At 40.1% G+C, this 14,256-nt stretch carries 13 protein-coding genes; 3 read left to right on the plus strand and 10 right to left on the minus strand.

Annotated features, from left to right (window positions below):
* Positions 1-48: 48 nt before the first annotated feature.
* The 6 genes from V7121_RS08550 to V7121_RS08575 all read right to left on the minus strand — a co-directional run bounded on the left by V7121_RS08550 (position 49) and on the right by V7121_RS08575 (position 6,336).
* On the minus strand, positions 49-1,812 hold the full coding sequence (locus V7121_RS08550; protein WP_335494707.1) for a sensor histidine kinase: 1,764 nt from the start codon (positions 1,810-1,812) through the stop codon (positions 49-51).
* Between the two features lie 13 nt (positions 1,813-1,825).
* Positions 1,826-3,385: a response regulator transcription factor gene (locus V7121_RS08555; RefSeq protein ID WP_335546364.1), complete on the minus strand. Its 1,560-nt coding sequence runs from the start codon at positions 3,383-3,385 to the stop codon at positions 1,826-1,828.
* Positions 3,386-3,610: 225 nt separating this feature from the next.
* Positions 3,611-4,324 (minus strand): hypothetical protein, encoded by a 714-nt coding sequence (locus V7121_RS08560; protein WP_335494703.1) that lies wholly within the window; start codon positions 4,322-4,324, stop codon positions 3,611-3,613.
* Positions 4,325-4,326: 2 nt separating this feature from the next.
* The gene (locus tag V7121_RS08565) at positions 4,327-5,079 is read right to left on the minus strand and encodes a hypothetical protein (RefSeq protein WP_335546366.1); all 753 of its coding nucleotides are present in this window, start codon (positions 5,077-5,079) and stop codon (positions 4,327-4,329) included.
* A complete protein-coding gene (locus tag V7121_RS08570) occupies positions 5,057-5,959 on the minus strand; it encodes an ABC transporter ATP-binding protein (RefSeq protein WP_335546368.1) in 903 nt (300 codons plus the stop codon). Before V7121_RS08570 ends, V7121_RS08565 begins: the two co-directional genes overlap by 23 nt.
* Complete coding sequence (locus V7121_RS08575; protein ID WP_335494695.1) at positions 5,956-6,336, minus strand: GntR family transcriptional regulator; 381 nt, start codon at positions 6,334-6,336, stop codon at positions 5,956-5,958. The genes V7121_RS08570 and V7121_RS08575 overlap by 4 nt, the downstream gene beginning before the upstream one ends.
* 203 nt (positions 6,337-6,539) lie before the next feature.
* On the opposite strand from V7121_RS08575, the gene V7121_RS08580 reads away from it, so the two are divergent.
* Both V7121_RS08580 and V7121_RS08585 read left to right on the plus strand, forming a co-directional pair.
* Positions 6,540-7,382 (plus strand): hypothetical protein, encoded by an 843-nt coding sequence (locus V7121_RS08580; protein ID WP_335494692.1) that lies wholly within the window; start codon positions 6,540-6,542, stop codon positions 7,380-7,382.
* A 145-nt stretch (positions 7,383-7,527) separates the two neighbouring features.
* Positions 7,528-8,730: an MFS transporter gene (locus V7121_RS08585; RefSeq protein ID WP_335494690.1), complete on the plus strand. Its 1,203-nt coding sequence runs from the start codon at positions 7,528-7,530 to the stop codon at positions 8,728-8,730.
* Between the two features lie 147 nt (positions 8,731-8,877).
* Here the strand turns inward: V7121_RS08585 and V7121_RS08590 are convergent, their stop codons facing one another.
* From V7121_RS08590 to V7121_RS08605, 4 genes are read right to left on the minus strand one after another with little or no spacing between them, the layout of a single operon-like run.
* Complete coding sequence (locus V7121_RS08590) at positions 8,878-9,873, minus strand: NAD(P)/FAD-dependent oxidoreductase (protein WP_420490709.1); 996 nt, start codon at positions 9,871-9,873, stop codon at positions 8,878-8,880.
* 12 nt (positions 9,874-9,885) lie between these two features.
* On the minus strand, positions 9,886-10,710 hold the full coding sequence (locus V7121_RS08595) for an ABC transporter ATP-binding protein (RefSeq protein ID WP_335494684.1): 825 nt from the start codon (positions 10,708-10,710) through the stop codon (positions 9,886-9,888).
* A gap of 13 nt (positions 10,711-10,723) precedes the next feature.
* Positions 10,724-11,734 (minus strand): FecCD family ABC transporter permease, encoded by a 1,011-nt coding sequence (locus tag V7121_RS08600; RefSeq protein WP_335494817.1) that lies wholly within the window; start codon positions 11,732-11,734, stop codon positions 10,724-10,726.
* 8 nt (positions 11,735-11,742) lie between these two features.
* The gene (locus tag V7121_RS08605) at positions 11,743-12,708 is read right to left on the minus strand and encodes a FecCD family ABC transporter permease (RefSeq protein WP_335494814.1); all 966 of its coding nucleotides are present in this window, start codon (positions 12,706-12,708) and stop codon (positions 11,743-11,745) included.
* Between the two features lie 369 nt (positions 12,709-13,077).
* Here V7121_RS08605 and V7121_RS08610 point away from each other — a divergent pair, with 369 nt between their 5' ends.
* Positions 13,078-14,025, plus strand: a complete 948-nt coding sequence (locus V7121_RS08610; protein WP_335494681.1) for an iron-hydroxamate ABC transporter substrate-binding protein — start codon at positions 13,078-13,080, stop codon at positions 14,023-14,025.
* Positions 14,026-14,256: the final 231 nt, after the last annotated feature.

Raw genomic sequence — 14,256 nt, forward strand, 5'->3', positions numbered from 1 at the left:
CGCTTCCATTCCCTCTTTTTGGATTATTTTTGGATTCTAAGACTATATTTATATGACTGAGATAGGAAGTGTAATTCTGACCTTTGTTCCCTCCCCCAACTCACTAGAAATTGATACCCCATACGTTTCTCCATAAATAAACTGGATCCGTTCGTGAACATTCCGCACACCAATCCCAGAAAACATCTGCTGTTTGCGCTTAGTACTGGGAAGCTTACTTTCTGAAGAGACTCTCATCCCATCACCGTTATCAACCACTTCACAAATCAATGTTTGCTCTTCTTTCCAGACTAGAACATTAATATACCCGCCTGCCTTGTGAGTGAAGCCATGAAAGAATGAATTTTCCATAAAAGGCTGTAGTACAAGCTTTGGTACGTGATACTCCAAACAGTCTGGTGCAATGAAATAGTTTACTTTAATCCGATCACCATAGCGTTTCTGATTAATAAGGACATAGTTCTTTAAATTATCAACTTCTTGGGCAATTGTATTTGTCTCACTAACATTGCCAATTGTATTTTGCAGCAAGGATATCAACGCATTAATCGTTGCTTCCGTTTCTTCTTTCCCCCCCTGCTGCACCATGAATTTAATTGAGGTCAGCGTATTGTACAAAAAATGCGGGTTGATTTGCTGCTGCAGGGCAGCTAATTCCGCATTGCGCTGTTGTTTTTGGGATTCAACAAGCTGCTTTACATACTGGTGCAGTTCATCAAGCATAGAATTAAAGGCATTGCCGATTTTCATCGTTTCGTAGGTACCTGTTGCAGAAACATATTGGTGAAATTCATGTTTTGACGCATCTTCTATCTGCTTAACCAAGCTTGATAACGAATTGGTCAATCTCCTTGTCGCGAGCAGGACAATGATAAGCGCTGCAAGGACAATCCCCATCGAGATGAGCACAATATCTTTCTTATCAATTAGGTCTCCTACTGCTTTTTGCTTATCGATGATATTAAATAGATACATATCAAAGGATGGGAGGTATTCCATCGAGATAATCTGGTCTTTCCCCATAAAGTTATCAATGATATAGGGGTTAGAACTCTTTTCAATTTTTTTAGCATAGCTAAGAAGACCCTTTGGTTTGTGCCCAATGAGCTTTGACTGGTTGCTAGAAACAATGACTCCCTGCTTGTCAACGACAAACACATTATTACCAGGCCCTGTATAGCTTGTGAAAAACTTTCTAAATTCACTTTCATCAAACGCAAAATACATCGATCCATAAACCGTTCCGTTGATTCGTTCCATAAGAACCTTTGATGCAACGATGAACTGGCGATTCGTTCCATCCGTCCGCTTGTCCAATTGGTATATCAGTCTCTTAGGAACCTTAAACGTATTGCTGGTAAGTCTGCTCGTCCTTAACTCTTCATCGGTTATTGGCCAGTAAGTACGATTGGTTGCAAAGCTGAATCCGTTTCTGCCCATAACTACAATGCTTTCCTCGTATGCATCTAAATTGGTTTCAATTCGCTTTAACTGTTGTCCCATTGCAAAATAGGCGCTAAGCTTCTCTTTATTGCTGTATTTTTCCTTTGTTAAAATTTTTTTAATCGTATTGCTTTGAAGGAGGTTGTTTGATGTAATGACAACTGAATAGTTAAAGGATTCAAAACTTTCCTTTATCTGACTCATGACTTTGTAGTTCGTAATGCTAAATTTTTTAATAAAAAACTGCTCTGACATCCGAATTGTTGTCCATGTAATCGTGATAGACACTGTAATAATCATCATCACCGTAATAAGAGACATAACGATAAATAAACCATTATGTCTAAATCGTTCGGGAATAAATCTCATAATTCACCATCTCTTATCTTAATTTTTGCTTTCTTTTGTATTGGCTTGGAGACAATCCCTTTATTTTCTTAAAAACCTTACAAAAATAACTGTGGTCTGAATAACCAACCATCCCGCTTATTTCAGAGATAGACTCTGTACCTTCAATTAGCAGCTTCGATGCTTCTTCGATCCGAATTTTATTTAAATATTCAATAAATCCTTCCTTATTATGGGAGGAAAAATAGCTTGAGAGGTACGAAGGATTGAAATGAAAATGCTTGGCCACCCCTGTAAGGGTCAACGGCTCTGCAAAGTGTTCAGCAATATATTCAGTCAGCTTTTTCATATTTATATCTTCAGGCTTACTTTGCACGGTAAATATGCAATTTTTCGTTTCTTCTATAAAGCGGTTCATTAGTTCAACAGTCGCGATTGCCGAAGTTGCTTCATCAATGGACCTAAAATAGGAATACTTAGCATTTTCCAAACCCGTTACGTCATATCTCATATTGCTTAGAAGAATGGTAATGTTAAAAATAATGTTGCCAAAGAAAGCTTTAAATTCATAAATATCAGTCGTGTAGCAGGCGGATAATGCTTTGACATGATCTTGTAAATATTGAAAAGCCAAATCAAAATGTTTCCGTTTAAGTTCCTCCGTAAACCGGTCCAAATTAAAGTTTTCACATTTGGGCGGCACATATGGGAGCGTTTGTTTCGTTAAGAACTGTTTTTCAGGAAAATAAAATCGATAATTAAACAATTTTAAGAGACTTTCCTTGTAAAGGCTGCCCAGCTGGGAAAACTCAGTAAATTCCTCCGACAAAGCAAGACTAATCCCTGGGATAGACGTTGCCAGTTGACTGCCCAATTGAAGGATTTCAGGCAGACTGCTTTTCATTATATTTACTAGATACACGATGATACCCGGCTCAATGATGAAGGATTCGTAAACCATCTGACTAAGATGACCTTTACAAGCATCATCCATTTTTGTCTTTATATATGCATCCACTTCCCTGATGTTCTGGGATTGTGAATATTTTAAATCTATCCCCAATAAACAATAGTGGCTATATGGGAATATCTCTTTTAATGATTCAGCATCATAAGTTACCTCATATCCCGAAATTAACTTATTCACCATCTGCTCGATAGGGACCACAGTGTCTGTCCTATTAATTAAGGTTTGAAATAAAGGAATCCTGCCAGCAGCAGTTTTTAACGCTTTTAGTAACACTTCGGCATTAAGTTTCGGTTTTAATATATAATCAACAACGCCGTTTTGGAAGGTAGAGCGCACATAATCGAATTCACCAAAACTGCTTAAGATGATGACTTCTATATGTGGGTATTTCTCCTTCACAATCCTCGTTAATTCTTCCCCATCCATGATTGGCATCACAATATCTGTAATAATGATATGCGGTTTTGCAGATTCTATTAAATCAAGGGCTTCTTGACCATTTGCTGCTTCACCGACAATCATAAAACCCTCCTGCTCCCAGTTGATATAATGCTTAATCCCTTGTCTAATTAACATTTCATCATCTACGATTATTGTTCGGCATAGTTCCCCGGCTGTCATCATATTCCCCCCAGAAGGTGACTTGTACGATTAGAAATTTCAATATTTACATTATACTATACCAGTATTTAATTATTTATTTTGGTAGTCTGGTATTCCATGCGTCTAACACAAATAAGCCCTATCCACATTAGACCCTGCTAAAAAAACCTTGTTTAACACTTTGGTCAATTTAATTAAGCGTTTGATTAGTTTCCAAAAAAAAGATAGCCATTTCGGCTACCATCTTTACTCGACAAATTGAATATTTACATCAGGTTTGTTAATCAACTTAAGGTCTTTTGGTATTCGCAGGTAGAGGATACTTTGCCCCTTGGAAAAACTCGAATGATGGGCAAATAATGTAGGCTCACCAGTAAATTGGCTGACTGAGAAGACATGATTAAACGTGTTAAATTCAAGAACAGCTTTCTTTGGATTATTTATTGTTAAGGTGTTAGCCGCTAATTTTAGTCGAATCGGGTTTGTCAATTGAGTAACATCCAAGTCATTTACACTTGATCTCGTTTTATATGAAACAGCCTCAATTTTTTGATCATTGGTCTTCTTTCTCTCCACAAAGATCTGTGTGCTTATGAACTCGTTATTCTTACTTCCCACCGTTAGTTTTTGCTCACGAAAATCGAAGTCCCATTTCTTCTCAATAAATTTCCTATCGATGGAATCGATTTTTCCTGCGGCAGCTGCATTGACTAAAGCGATACCTTCTTTTTCTAGATCCTTGACAGGAGCTTTTTTCAAATCATCCCAACCATTTCCGTTAATAAACGGCACTACTAATGTACAGATAAGTAGAAGCGATATATAAGCGCCAAAAATTCTGCGGACCCATTTGACGGACATCGATCTCACCTGATTGTTGGCAGTCTTCTTCATGCTTTTGGCAGCAATGATGACAATGATTAGGATAATAAGAATGGGTAATAGACTCAAAATGGTCATGGTTATTGTTTAACCTCCATTCGGTTTGACAATAAGAAGGCACTCGCAAAGAGCAGACCGCTAGTAACCATTACTTTGATCATAAATAACAAGATGGACGATTCTTTAAAAATAAAACCAAAAAAGTTTGTCACGATTGTTTCGTTTCCACTAACACCGAGGAGAAACAAGCCACCGAAAAATAGTACAGGTACTAAAACAACAAATACCTTATGAATCTGGACTAACGTCCCGACTATATAGCCCAAAGCACAACAAAGGAAAATGTAGAGGCTTGTTGTAAAAGTTCCTAGGATAAATTCACCAAGAGCACTGGTTAAGCTTGTGCTGTCAACGATTAATTGACCATCAAAGAAATAGGTAATTACCTTTATTACATTGGCCGACAGCATGGCTGTCAGTCCTCCAATGAGGCAAGCTGTTAACAAGAACAATAGATTAGATAGATTATGACTTAGTCGATTCGTGACAAAAGTGAAATCATCATTTCGATACGCTTTCGTGGTAATGATGATCGCGATAATCAGTCCCCAGATCATCGTGAAAAAAACAACAAAATCAGCTGAATAATAATGAATAGTCACTTCAATACTCTCACTGCTTGAGCCCATCATGCCCACTCCATTTAACGAAAAAAGGACAGCTAACAATTGGAGAAAGACTAGGTTCCAAAATACCTGGTTGTAAGCCCTCAGTTTATAGGAATATTGTTTTTTCAAAGTCGCAGTTAGACTAACCGTGGTTAAAGACATCATCAATTCCCCCTTCGGTTTTCCCCGTTAGATAAACAGATAAGTCGCTAGCTGTAACCGAAGTTAGGTTAAGCCCTGCTGTACGAGCCCTCTGCCTTTCTTGATCAGAAAACTGGTTCCTCACGACGACATAGGATTGATCGGTACCAATGTTCTTGGTGTGAATTATCTCTCTATCTTTTGTCCATTCCTGCACGATCGATGACTTTCCTTGAATTCCAATCGCCCACTCCTTAAAATCCTCTACCGGGAGGTGAAGATGTGCCTTTCCCTCTTTTATTAGCAGGACTTCTTCTAGTAAATCCTCAATCTCATTTAAATGATGGCTTGAAATAATAAATGAGCGCGGATAGGCAATATAGTCTTTCAGCACTGCACGGTAAAAATCATGTCTGACAGCCGCATCCATTCCTGTTGTCGGTTCATCAAAAAGTGTCAAAGGACAGCGGGCGGATAACCCTAGGATAATATTGAAGGTACTTTTCATTCCCTTTGAAAGGTCTTGATAATACTGTGATTGATTAAACGAGAAATAATCAAACAAACGATAGGCCAGCTTTGCATCCCAATTTTCATAAAACTTGGCTGCCGCCGCTAGGATTTCCTGAAGATTTAATGCGGTAGGCAGATTCATTTGATCATGAATGAAGATGAGGTTGGCAGAAATCGTTAGATTATTAAACGGCTTTTCGGAAAATACTTTAATCTCTCCAGTTGTTTCTTTGAGGTGGCCGGCAATGATTTTTAACAGCGTAGTTTTCCCCGATCCATTTCTGCCAATCAAACCTGTTATTTTATTTTCTTCAATCTTAAATGACAGGTTATTTAACGCCCTATTTCGTTCGTATTTTTTGGTTAATCCATGGCACTCGATGACACTCATTTCTCTACCTCCCCAATGCTTGTGGCTTTAATCATTTCAATTAGCTCAGCTTTACTTACGTTTAACCGATCCGCTTCGAGGACAATTTCCTCTACTAATCGTTTAAGTGTTTCGTTTTTCCGCTTGCTTAGGATCCTTTCTTTGGCTGTGCTGGTAACAAACATCCCCAGTCCGCGTTTTTTATAAAGGATATTTTCATCGGCTAATATATTGAGCCCCTTCGCCGCGGTGGCTGGATTAATATTAAAGATTTCGGCCAGTTGGTATTGGGAGTATATTTTTTGATCACTCTCAAAATTCCCATTGAGAATCTCCCGCTCCAGCCACTCCGAAATCTGCAGATAAATCGGCTTCGTCCCATCCAAATTCAAATTCAAACTTTCCCCCCTCCCAGCTAACATAGTGCATTACTGTTGTAATGTAGTATATAACAAATGGAAATAAAAAACAACTCCGATTGGTGTCAGCTACCGTCCGTGGACAAATGTCCACGGGCGGTACCTGACACCCTGTTACACAAATGAAATGAATAAACTTCCAGTGAGGTTTGGATACTATTTTTAAGAAGGGGTGTGTATAAATGAATATAAATTCATTATGCTATCTCGGTTTGGGCTTTTTAAGTGTCATTCTTTTGCTATATGTCTGTTATATAAAAGGGATAAAAAGGAGTCTGCTTTTATACTTAGCCATGGTTGGGTTGGGGTATATGATTGAGGCAATCATTTATAACTTTTTAGGAAGTTATCAATATTATCCGAAACTTCTCAAGCATGATCGAATCTATGATAGCAATATGGGGGCGATTGCATCTAATTTCTTAGCGCTGCCTGTGACAGCTACCTACATTGCTTCTTTTCACAGGAAGTGGCTCTGGATTGCATTCTTTACTGGTCTTTTTGCGGTGATTGAGTGGGTCTTTATCAAACTTCATATATATAAGCATAATTGGTGGAAAATAGGCTATACATCACTGGGATTGCCGTTTTATTATCTTTCGGCTAAATTTTTAATCAAAAAAATGGTTTTACCCTTAAAAGGAGTCCTGCACTCTTTAGTATTGTTTTTGGTAGTCGGCGCAATTCAAGGTACTTTCCACATGATCCCAATCATGCTTTTTTCAAGTAGATATTATCAATTGGGCTGGTGGGGTAATCCATCCAAGGATACCACTGCTTTTGCAGCGGTATCTTACCTATGTGCCACCCTCTTCTATGTTATCGTAGCAAAAATCCCCTATTTACCTAAATGGTTGAAATATGTGATTACCCCCGTTTGTATGTATGCTGTTACAATCATTCTTAGGAAATCAGGAATACTGCACAGCCAAGTGTGGTGGGATCCCTGGTACTATATAATTTTTTCAATTATAGCCTTATGGTTTACCGAATCAATTAGCAGATGCTTATCTAAAGGATTATAGGGTGTCAATATAGGGTGTCAGGTACCGCTCGTGGACAAATGTCCACGAGCGGTACCTGACACCCTTTTTACACTTCTTCTTTCCATAGATAGAATTGTATTGTATCTTTGAATGGATATGAATAGAGGATTGAGGTACAAGATTTATGTTAAGGAATAGGAATGTTTGGATCTTACTAACAGGGGAATTTATCGCCGGGCTCGGTTTGTGGCTCGGCATTATCGGTAATTTGGAATTCATGCAGGCAAAGCTGCCTTCGGACTTTTTAAAATCACTCCTTTTAGCCGCCGGAATGCTTGCCGGGATTGCGGTTGGACCTTATGCTGGCCGGCTTACCGACCAAGTAAGCAAAAAAACAGTGATGCTGTTAGCAGGCTTTGTTAGGGCGATCAGTGTCATCTTTATGCTAATTGCAATTGCGACTGGTTCGATATGGTGGATGGTCGTGTTTCTAGTCTTGCTGCAGATTTCCGCAACGTTTTACTTTCCAGCCTTGCAAGCGGCACTGCCGCTGATTGTGAATGAAAAGGATTTACTTCAATTAAATGGGATTCATATGAACGTATCGACATTGTCACGAATTATTGGAACAGCTGTTGCAGGAGTTTTGATAGTAATCTTGCCCTTATCTATGCTTTATTATGGTTCCTTAGTAGCGTATATTGGATTGTTCATCCTTACTTGGTTCTTAGCTATCGATGAATCAAAAGAACTTCAACTTGTCAGAAATAGCCTGGCTGAGAAAACTAGTTTTAAAGACGTTTTTCCCATTATAAAAGGTCTGCCAATCGTCCTAATGACACTGATTATGACACTGGTCCCGGTTCTATTTCTGGGCGGCTTTAACCTTGTAGTTATTAACATTAGTGAATTACAGGATAGCTCAGCTATTAAGGGCTGGATTTACACGACAGAGGGAATCTCCTTTATGTTGGGTGCTTTTTTGATTAAATTAATTAGTGAGAAAATTTCTCCTTACTTAATTTTGTTCGCTTGTTCCTTTTTAATTGGCGGGTCGCAGGTGCTCTTGTACTTAGCAGACAATCCGGTGATAACAATTATTGCGTTTGCCTTGTTTGGATTTTCTGTCGGTTGCTTCTTCCCAACCGCAGCAACAATCTTTCAAACAAAGGTACCAAAGGAATTTCACGGCCGCTTCTTTTCATTTCGGAACATGCTGGACCGGGTGACCTACCAGATTGTCCTGCTTCTTTCAGGGTTTCTTCTGGATTTCATCGGTCTGCAGCTTATGTGCGTCCTGTTCGGGGGATTATCCATCATCCTGACAACCATCTTTTATACCCGACACAAATACCTCCAAACCAGCATAGATAAGATAAATAACTAAGAAAAAACAGGCACCCTCCACAAATTCGGAGAGTGCCTGTTTCAAGTTGTCCACCCATGGGGGACAAGTGTCCACGAATGGTACCTGACACCAAAAATGTAACTTAAAAAATGTTACACCTAAATGTAACTCTTAACAATGTACTAGCTAAAAATGGGTCGTGGAGTAGATGGGCTTGAGTTCTTTTTTTGGTTCTATGTAGGATTTTGCGCTGTTGACGGCGGTTGGGCCTTCTGAGAATCCGCCTGCAATCAGGTGCAATTTATTTAGGTAGTTGGCGACATCGCCAGCGGCAAAAATTCCCTTGATATTGGTTTGCATCTTGCTGTCTACCTTAATGTTCCCAAATTCGAATTCTAGTCCCCACTCCTTAATCGGGCCAAGGTCAATGCAGAAGCCATGATTAACCAGGACTTCGTCCACCTCAATGATATCCGTGTCGTTGGTTTCAATGTTTTTGACGGAAACACGCTCGATTCGGTCTTCTTCCCCATGCACGGCGTCCAACACATGAGGGGTCATAATCGTGGCAGTGGACTTTCGCAAATTGCTGATATTCCTCTCAATTCCAGAAAACTCGTGCCTGCGATGCACCACGGTCACATGCTTCGCAATGGGAAGCAGTTCGTTTGCCCAATCAACGGCAGAATTGCCGCCACCGGAAATAAGCACGTGCTTATCCTTAAAGTCACTTAGTCTCTCCACACCATACCTTAAATTCCGTCCTTCATATTTTTCAGCGCCGTCCACGTCTAGCTTGGCACTTTTTAAGGTCCCAAAGCCGGTTGCTAAAATAATCGTCCGAGTATGGTGCTTTTCCCCATTATGACTGGTTAACATAAACGTCCCATCTTTTAACCGTTCCAGTCCCACAACCTGTTGATTTAAAACAATCGTCGGGTCAAAGGTTTGGGCTTGTTCCGCCAATTGCCCAATTAGTTTTTCTCCTGTAATTGCAGGAATTCCGCCAATATCCCGGATGTCTTTTTCAGGATAGAAATAAGAAACCTTCCCTCCTAAGTACGGGAGAAATTCTATGATTTTTGTCTCCATCTCTCTCATCCCACAATAAAAAGCAGTAAATAAGCCAACTGGACCTCCGCCGATTATCGTTACATCGTAAAGTTTCATTTCATTCCCCACCCATCCGCACGTCTAGTAATTCATCACTTTACGATGATTTATTCGCTGCTCTTTCTGTAATAAATCATAACAAAGACATACCGGCTTTTTTGTCCGTGGATCTTTGACTATTTCCGCATCGATTTGAAAAACTGTTTTTAAAACGTCTGGAGTCATCACTTCTTCAGCACTGCCCTCCTTGACAATATGACCGCTCCGTAAAGCAACCATATGATGAGAAAACCGTGCCGCATGGTTTAAATCGTGAATGACCATGACAATCGTCCGGCTTTGTTCCTTATTCAATTTATCAAGCAGCTGTAAAATCTCCAGCTGGTGCGCCATATCAAGATAGGTTGTTGGCTCATCGAGCAGCAATAAATCTGTTTCCTGTGCAATCGCCATCGCAATCCATGCCCGTTGACGCTGTCCACCAGAAAGAGCATCAACAGGATACTCAGCAAATTGACTAAGTCCGGTCACCTCTAAGGACCAATCAATCACCTGTCGATCTTTATCCGTCAGTCTGCCAAATCCGCTTTGATGGGGGGAGCGTCCAAAGGAAATCAATTCATAAACCGTAAGTCCGTTTGGTGCCTCAGGACTTTGCGGAAGAACAGCCATTTTTCTAGCAATTTCCTTTGTTGGGACTTTGTGAATCATCTTTCCATCTAAGTAAATGCTTCCAGATTTGGCTGCATGGACACGCGCTAATGTTTTTAAAATAGTGGATTTCCCGCAGCCATTGGCACCAATAATCGTGGTAATTTCCCCTTTGTTGATCTGTAAATTCAAATTTTCAACAATCGTCTTGTCTCCATAACCAATCTCAAGATTCTCAGTAGAAAGTGAAACCACAATCCGTTCCCCCTTATTTTGCTTTCATTAGTAAAAAGATAAAATATGGTGCACTAAATATGGCAACCACGATCCCAACCGGTATTTGGGTTGGGGCGAGCAAATTTTTGCCAATCGTATCTGCCAATAAAAGAACGAAAGAGCCTAACACCGCCGTGATTGGCAGAAACAGCTGATGCTTTGGCCCGATTAATCGTTTGGCAATATGCGGAGCAACTAATCCAAGGAAGGCGATTCCTCCCCCCGCCGCCACACTAAAACCTGCAAGAGCTACAGCAGTTAACAGCAAGATCCTTCTTTCTTTTTCAACCCGAATACCAAGACCGGTTGCAACTTGGTCACCTAAATTCATAAGATTTAAGATGTGTGCTTTATAAAAAGCAATAGGGAGAAGCAACAGGATTAACGGGGCAAGGATGGCAACAAACTTCCAAGTGGTTCCCCAAATATCACCCGAAAGCCAGACTGCCGCCTGCATGAAGTCTTGCGGATTCATTTTTAATTGAAAAATAATAATCGCGGCTCCAAAGCCAGAATTCACGCCAATCCCTACTAAAATTAACCGAACGGGGTCAATCCCTTTTTTCCAAGCAATTAAGTAAATTAAAATCGCTGCAAGTACCGCACCAATTAATGCGAATAAAGGTAAAAGAAAAATACCAAGCGTGCTCACGCTATTCATGGACCCCTGAAAAAAATAAATAAACAGGATGACCATGAATCCTGCACCTGAATTAATTCCTAATATCCCAGGGTCAGCTAAATCATTTTTTGTAACACCTTGTAAAATTGCTCCGGAGACTGCTAAACCTGCACCAATCAGTAGGGACAGAATCATTCGCGGCAGCCTAAAATCAATAAGGACAAGTTGATCGCGGGTCGTTCCCTTCCCTACTAGGGTCTTAAATACATCTAGCGGGGCAATTCGTACCACTCCAAGATTTAAACTTATGATAAATGTGATAATCGTTAAGAGAAATAAAAGGCTTATTAGGGCAATAAATTTTTTCTGTTTAGCTCTCACTTGATTCATCATAGCCCCCTCCTTTCCCCACGGGCTAGGTATAAGAAAAAGGGAACACCTATGATGGCCGTAATCGCTCCGACCGGTGTCTCAAATGGGGCATTCACCATTCTTGCCGCGACATCAGCCAGGACGAGTAACAGCCCGCCGAGTACAGCAGAAATCGGGATAATCCACCGATAATCGGAACCAATAATAAATCGTGTAATATGCGGAATGACCAATCCAATAAAGCCAATGGCACCAGCTACAGATACGGCTGCACCGGTTAGAACTAATACAACAATCAAGCCAAGTGATTTTACTAAAAGTGTATTCTGCCCCAGTCCTTTTGAAACTTCTTCACCCAAGCTAAGAATGGTGATTGACCTTGAGATAAAGAGGGCGAGCAGCAACCCGATTCCCCCAGTGATGAGCAGAATCTTAATGGCTCCCCACGAAACAGTTGTTAATCCTCCGGCATACCAGAAGCTCATGTCCTTGGCCACTTGTGTGTGAAGAGCAATCGCGCTAGAGAATGCGCTAAGCATCGAGCCGACAGCCACTCCAGCAAGGGCGAGTTTTACCGGAGTCAACCCTCCCTTTGAAAAAGCTCCTATGGTAAAAACAAGGATTACACCCATTCCGGCACCAACAAACGAAGAGAAAGTTAATCCGATTATAGTTGCCGCCGGGAAAAAGGCAAGAGTGATCACTAAGGCAAACGCAGCCCCATCCGTCACACCCATGATAGATGGAGAAGCAAGAGGGTTACGCGTCAATCCCTGCATGACCGCACCTGAAACCGCGAGGAAGGCTCCCACTAAAACCGCACCAATTGCCCTCGGCATGCGTATTTCTTGAATAATTTGATGAGAAGTAACTTTAGGATTAAAATGGGCGACAGCCTCCCAGACTGTGGCCATTTTTATATCTGCAGCACCATAAGCAATCGATAAACCCATTGATAGTAGGATTAGTATCAATCCTAAGATTAATACAAAAGTTCCCTTTACAGATGTTCTTCCTGTTTTTTTATGAAAGGTTAAAGATTCGCCTTTTTGCTGCTTTGCATTTCCATTCAAAAACTAACACCCTTTCTGATAAAAAAAGAAAAATTGGGTATATTACTAAATTGATAATGAATTTATATAGCGTTTCAAAGTAGAATGATAATCATTATCACTAAGTATAGATATTTATCGGTTGTTTTTCAATATGTTTACAGTATAAAAACAACTCCCAGAAATATCCTTCAAGACTTATTCACAATTATCAGCAAGTTATTTGGTTTTGTTTATTGACACTTTAAATGAAAATGATTATCATTACCATCAAGAAACATATTCACAGGAGGTTCAACTATGCTTAAGAAGCGCTTTTATTTAGCTTTTACTTTATTACTGATGTTATTTTTGGTAAGTGCTTGCAGTAACACCGACAACTCACAAACTAAAAAGAAAACCGAAAAGAAAAATGCTGAGGTTACACTAAATGATGCCAAGGGAAAAGTGGTGATTCCCGCTAACCCTAAGCGAATCATCGCTCCGTATTTAGAGGATTCTTTAGTTGCTTTAGGAGTTAAGCCAGCTGCGCAATGGTCCATCGGTGATACAGTTTTGGATTATTTACAGCCTGAGTTAAAGGATGTTCCCAAAGTTGGCTGGGATCTTCCGCTTGAACAAGTGATTAACAACAATCCTGATTTAATCATTTTCAGTTCTCCTTCTGCGATTCAAAAAGGACAATATGAAGAATATAAAAAAATTGCCCCAACCTACGTCTATAAAGACGAAATAAGTGCTGATTGGCGTAAACAGTTATCTCAGATGGGTGAGATCTTAAGTAAACAAGATAAGGCCAAAGAGGTTCTCGCAGATTACGATGCTAAGGTAGCAGACGCAAAAGCAAAGGTCCATGATGCCATTGGGGATGAATCGGCAGCGATTCTTTGGGTTATGGCAGACAAGTTTTACTTGATGGAAAATAACCGTTTCAGTGCTAACGTCCTTTACAGCGACTTAGGCATTAAGCAGCCATCCTTCGTTGAAGGTCTTGGTGGGGCGGCTGCGCAGTGGGATCCCATTGCTCTTGAAAAATTGCCAGAAATCAAAGCAGATCACATCTTCCTTGTCAGTAAAAAAGGGGAAGCTGGATTAGATCTTTTAGCAAAGAGCTCAATCTGGAATGGTCTTGACGCTGTAAAAAATGACCGTGTTTATGAAATGAACGACCCAAGCAACTGGACGATTAACGGTCTTCTTGCTAGTGAAAAAACAATTGATGAAGTGGTAAATGCTCTTCAAAAGTAAAGGTTAAAAGGCGTCATCCACTTTTTGGGATGACGCCTTTTTTACGATATTTTTTAAGTGGAATAACTAATTAATTAGATTTTAATCAATCGTTTAATTAGGCTTTCTGATTCGCCCGGAAAGCTATGGGACGGTTGCTTCTGCTCGATTTAATCAATCGTTTGATTAGTTTTTCTAATTTGCCTGAAAACCCATGAGGCCCTGGGCTTCTACTCGATTTAATCAATCGTT

The organism is Neobacillus drentensis, assembly GCF_036962125.1.
Lineage (GTDB): Bacteria > Bacillota > Bacilli > Bacillales > Cytobacillaceae > Neobacillus > Neobacillus drentensis_B.

Coding starts and splice junctions, on each gene's coding strand:
- V7121_RS08550 (WP_335494707.1), bottom strand. CDS start 1,812: ATGAGATTTATTCCCGAACGATTTAGACATAATGGTTTATTTATCGTT.
- V7121_RS08555 (WP_335546364.1), bottom strand. CDS start 3,385: ATGATGACAGCCGGGGAACTATGCCGAACAATAATCGTAGATGATGAA.
- V7121_RS08560 (WP_335494703.1), bottom strand. CDS start 4,324: ATGACCATTTTGAGTCTATTACCCATTCTTATTATCCTAATCATTGTC.
- V7121_RS08565 (WP_335546366.1), bottom strand. CDS start 5,079: ATGATGTCTTTAACCACGGTTAGTCTAACTGCGACTTTGAAAAAACAA.
- V7121_RS08570 (WP_335546368.1), bottom strand. CDS start 5,959: ATGAGTGTCATCGAGTGCCATGGATTAACCAAAAAATACGAACGAAAT.
- V7121_RS08580 (WP_335494692.1), top strand. CDS start 6,540: ATGAATATAAATTCATTATGCTATCTCGGTTTGGGCTTTTTAAGTGTC.
- V7121_RS08585 (WP_335494690.1), top strand. CDS start 7,528: ATGTTAAGGAATAGGAATGTTTGGATCTTACTAACAGGGGAATTTATC.
- V7121_RS08610 (WP_335494681.1), top strand. CDS start 13,078: ATGCTTAAGAAGCGCTTTTATTTAGCTTTTACTTTATTACTGATGTTA.